Genomic DNA, 2,446 nt, shown 5'->3' on the forward strand with positions numbered 1-2,446 from the left:
GCATTGCCGCCATCCAGGCGCCGATCATCATGATGAGCCAGCGGCGGCAGGAGTCCAAGGACCGCCTGCGCTCCTTCAACGACTACCGCGTCAACCTCAAGGCCGAGCTCGAAGTGCGCCATCTGCACGAAAAGCTCGACTACCTCATCTCGCGCCAATGGACGCGCCTGGCCGAAATGCAGCAGATGCAGCTGGACGCGATGCACGAACTGGCGGGCGCCAAGAAGCCGAAGCGGGCGGTGCGTGGAAGGCGGACGGTGAAGGCGGGGGCGGTAACCTCATAGGCCGCAGCCTGGAGCACCGGGCCAAGTCGCTACGCCAATCTCCAATTGCCCGTTGAAGCCCGCGCCCGCTTCCGCTAAGAAGCCGTGACTTGCCGGTTCACCGGCTGGTTCGTTTTCCGGATTCCGGAAAGCACCCGTAGCTCAGCTGGATAGAGCGCTGCCCTCCGAAGGCAGAGGTCACAGGTTCGAATCCTGTCGGGTGCGCCAAAAACCAAGGGTCCGTTTCGGGGCACTGCGTTTGTCGTTGGCAGCTTTGCGGTCGAGCAGGCTCACGCGGCCCTTCAGCCCTTCAAAGGCATAATTCTTCTCAACCGCCAGCCAGGGCAACCGCCAGCGTTCGGCGGCGAGGGTGTCGCGAGCCCGCGAATGGGCCACCTGCGTCGTGAAGAAGGTGCACCCCTCATTGCTCGGCTGCCGGCCGGCCGTCGAACCACATGTAATAGGAGGCGATGAGCATTTGGCGCCCCTCGAACGCGTCCAGCAATGTTACCGACCCGACACCGACCGGAGTGGGTGCACCCTATCTCCACTTATGAGGCACCGTGCCGTTCTCCCGCGGCTGGGGAGCGCCTAGAGCATCAGATAGATGATCCGGCCCAGAGCGCCAAAAAGCAGCGCGAAGGCTGCAATCGACTGGACGAAGAAGCCGGGATAGCGCTTCAAGGGCGCGGTGCGATACCCTACGAAATATGCAATCCGACCTATCATCCAGAGCAGCCCAAGGCCGGAAGCCCACGCGGCATTCCAGTAGATCGCGAACAGCCACATCGACGGCATAAAGATAGGAAACCATTCCACCGCGTTGGCATGTGCCCGGATGGTTCGTTCAAGGAGCGGGTCGCCGGTCATTGCGGGCGCCAGTATGCCAGTCTTCTTGTGGGTTCTCGCGACCGTCACCGCCATTCCGAATATCATCAAGCTACAAAACAGCGTCACGAGAGCTACCGGGTAAAGCCGTTCCATGTTTGCCTCCTCTCATGGTCGGGACAGTAGGCAAGCAAAGGTTATCGGCAAGGGCAAGGCGCAGGCAGATCTTTCCTGACAGCCAGCGCCAATAAGAGCCGGGTTTGTCAGTTACATAATTGCCCTTTTTGTTAATCATCCGAAAACGATGGGCAAGTTGGAATGCCATCAGCGTTCCTTCCGTGGGGGCGGTGATGGCCATCGACATACCGCCGTGACCGGCCTGCTGCCGAAAGGTGGCGGCATTTTGTTGCGCGATTGACACGCTGCCCGGCGGAAGGCAAAGAGTGACACATTATTGGCAAAGGGGAATGTCGATGAAGAAAATCTATCAGAAGCCCGTTTTCACGAAGCGTGAGCGACTGTCGTCAGTGACGGCTTCGCCCAGTTCATCCGGGATTATCGATTAACCAAGAGAGTTACAGTTTTGGAAAGCCCGCTGCCGAAAGGTGGCGGGCTTTTTGCTTTCTCCAGGAAACGACAGCCGATTCCGCAAGTCGGCACCGCCAACGTCAATTTCAAGTTCGGCAGACGCAACTGCCTGTGGGACCGCGTGCAGGGCACGGTTAGCGGACCAGTGCCGAAGGCCTGAAGAAAGACAAGGCGGAATGGTTCAAGCCCGGCCTTGTCGGACGGGTGCGAAGAAATGCGTCGCCATGCGAAGCTGCTGGACTGCCCGGAGGAGAAGTAATGCCCGTGGTAAAAAGGCCCCCTGAAGCGCGAGAACAGGCTCTGCACTCGCGATCTAGACCATCAGGCTTAATTGCTGGATTCCTGTTGTGCCGGTAGCGTAATCGGGCTGGGGTGTCCAGCACTGGCCGGCACGGCGTGTCCAACCCCAAATTCGCAACCGTGCCGGTCTGTTGCACAATGGGAATGAATGTCTCGGGCTTCGACTTTGACCCCCCTTCCGCGCAAGAATCGTCTGCATTGCCGCCATCAGCTCTTCGTCCCACCGGTCAGGTTTCCCTAACGGTCGAAGGTAAGCCAGCGCGGGCCCGCCGAGTCGCGTTACCCCGCCACCGCCCGCACACTCTCCCGCTCCACCAGCGGACACTCCAGCTTCGTGATCGGATACCGCCCCCGTCCAGGCGCAGCCGGCGCCTCCAGCTGTTCGATCGCCCATTGGCCCATCGCCATGTGCGGCAGGATCGAGGTGGTCAGCGGCGGGGACAGATGGCGGGGGGTTTTCTCGTCGT

3 protein-coding genes, 1 tRNA gene and 2 pseudogenes are annotated in these 2,446 nt (G+C 60.4%); 2 read left to right on the plus strand and 4 right to left on the minus strand.

Features of this window, described 5'->3' with window-relative positions:
* Together EN991_RS32260 and EN991_RS32265 are read left to right on the plus strand one after the other, a co-directional pair.
* The coding region (locus EN991_RS32260) for a DUF1003 domain-containing protein (protein ID WP_127370263.1) at positions 1 to 284 on the plus strand (284 nt) is incomplete at its 5' end.
* A gap of 130 nt (positions 285 to 414) precedes the next feature.
* Positions 415 to 491 (plus strand) — tRNA-Arg (locus tag EN991_RS32265).
* Positions 492 to 542: 51 nt separating this feature from the next.
* Here the strand turns inward: EN991_RS32265 and EN991_RS41295 are convergent.
* From EN991_RS41295 to EN991_RS40440, 4 genes and pseudogenes are all read right to left on the minus strand, one after another.
* Positions 543 to 662: pseudogene (locus tag EN991_RS41295) on the minus strand (DUF899 family protein); the annotation flags it as partial.
* 192 nt (positions 663 to 854) lie between these two features.
* Entirely contained in the window at positions 855 to 1,247 is a 393-nt protein-coding gene (locus EN991_RS32280; protein ID WP_013528384.1) for an MAPEG family protein, read from the minus strand.
* Positions 1,204 to 1,449: a hypothetical protein gene (locus tag EN991_RS40095; RefSeq protein ID WP_128336351.1), complete on the minus strand. Its 246-nt coding sequence runs from the start codon at positions 1,447 to 1,449 to the stop codon at positions 1,204 to 1,206. The genes EN991_RS32280 and EN991_RS40095 overlap by 44 nt, the downstream gene beginning before the upstream one ends.
* 809 nt (positions 1,450 to 2,258) lie before the next feature.
* Positions 2,259 to 2,446 (minus strand): annotated as a pseudogene (locus tag EN991_RS40440) (LacI family transcriptional regulator); the annotation flags it as partial.

The sequence above is a fragment of the Mesorhizobium sp. M7A.F.Ca.US.005.03.2.1 genome, from assembly GCF_003997795.1.
In the GTDB taxonomy this organism is placed as follows: domain Bacteria; phylum Pseudomonadota; class Alphaproteobacteria; order Rhizobiales; family Rhizobiaceae; genus Mesorhizobium; species Mesorhizobium ciceri.

What these genes read in the sequence shown, in the direction of transcription:
- EN991_RS32280 (WP_013528384.1), bottom strand. Translation starts at nt 1,247, where the DNA reads ATGGAACGGCTTTACCCGGTAGCTCTCGTGACGCTGTTTTGTAGCTTG.
- EN991_RS40095 (WP_128336351.1), bottom strand. Translation starts at nt 1,449, where the DNA reads ATGGCCATCACCGCCCCCACGGAAGGAACGCTGATGGCATTCCAACTT.